Origin of the sequence: Cupriavidus basilensis OR16, assembly GCF_000243095.1 — a bacterium.
Taxonomy (GTDB): domain Bacteria; phylum Pseudomonadota; class Gammaproteobacteria; order Burkholderiales; family Burkholderiaceae; genus Cupriavidus; species Cupriavidus basilensis_D.
Genome location: NZ_AHJE01000361.1, coordinates 1 through 599 on the forward strand (window position 1 = coordinate 1; position 599 = coordinate 599).

At 64.6% G+C, this 599-nt stretch carries 1 protein-coding gene; it reads right to left on the bottom strand.

Annotated elements, in window-relative coordinates; translation table 11 throughout:
- Positions 1 to 295 precede the first annotated feature (295 nt).
- On the bottom strand, positions 296 to 599 hold a 304-nt coding region (locus OR16_RS39140), incomplete at its 5' end, for an SDR family oxidoreductase (RefSeq protein ID WP_006165078.1).

The window sequence follows — 599 nt, forward strand, 5'->3', positions numbered from 1 at the left end:
CCGCCGGCCGAGAACGGCACGATCATGGTGATCGGCTTGGTCGGGTAGTTGCCCTGTGCGTAGGCGGCGCTGGTCATGCCGCCGAAGGTGGCGGCCATTGCCACACCGGCAGCCAGCAGGCGACGGCGCGCGCTGTTGTGCGGGGTGCGAGCTTGGGAATCGGATTTCATGTTTGCTCCAGGATAAATCGCTGCAAGCCCACGCTTGTGGCGCGGGTCATCTTTTTTAGTTTTCTACGGACAAAATACTGCGGCGTGATGACCGCCGCGCGTTTGGCGCGGGTCACGCCGCGGGACTACACAGGTGCGACGCCCAAGGTGGTGCCGCCACACACATAAAGCACCTGGCCGGTCACGAATCCATTGTCTGGCGAAAGGAAGAACATCGAGGCGCGTGCCACGTCTTCCGGCGTGCCCATGCGCTTGACCGCGATGCTGGCAAGGATCCGCTTGGTCTGCTCGCTGCCTTCGGGGTTGCTCTTGCGGAACAGGTCGGTGGCAATCGGGCCGGGCGCCACGGCATTGACCGTGATGCCGTCGCCGCCGAGTTCCATCGCCAGCGTGCGGGTCATGCCGATCAGGCCGGCCTTGGTGGCGGAG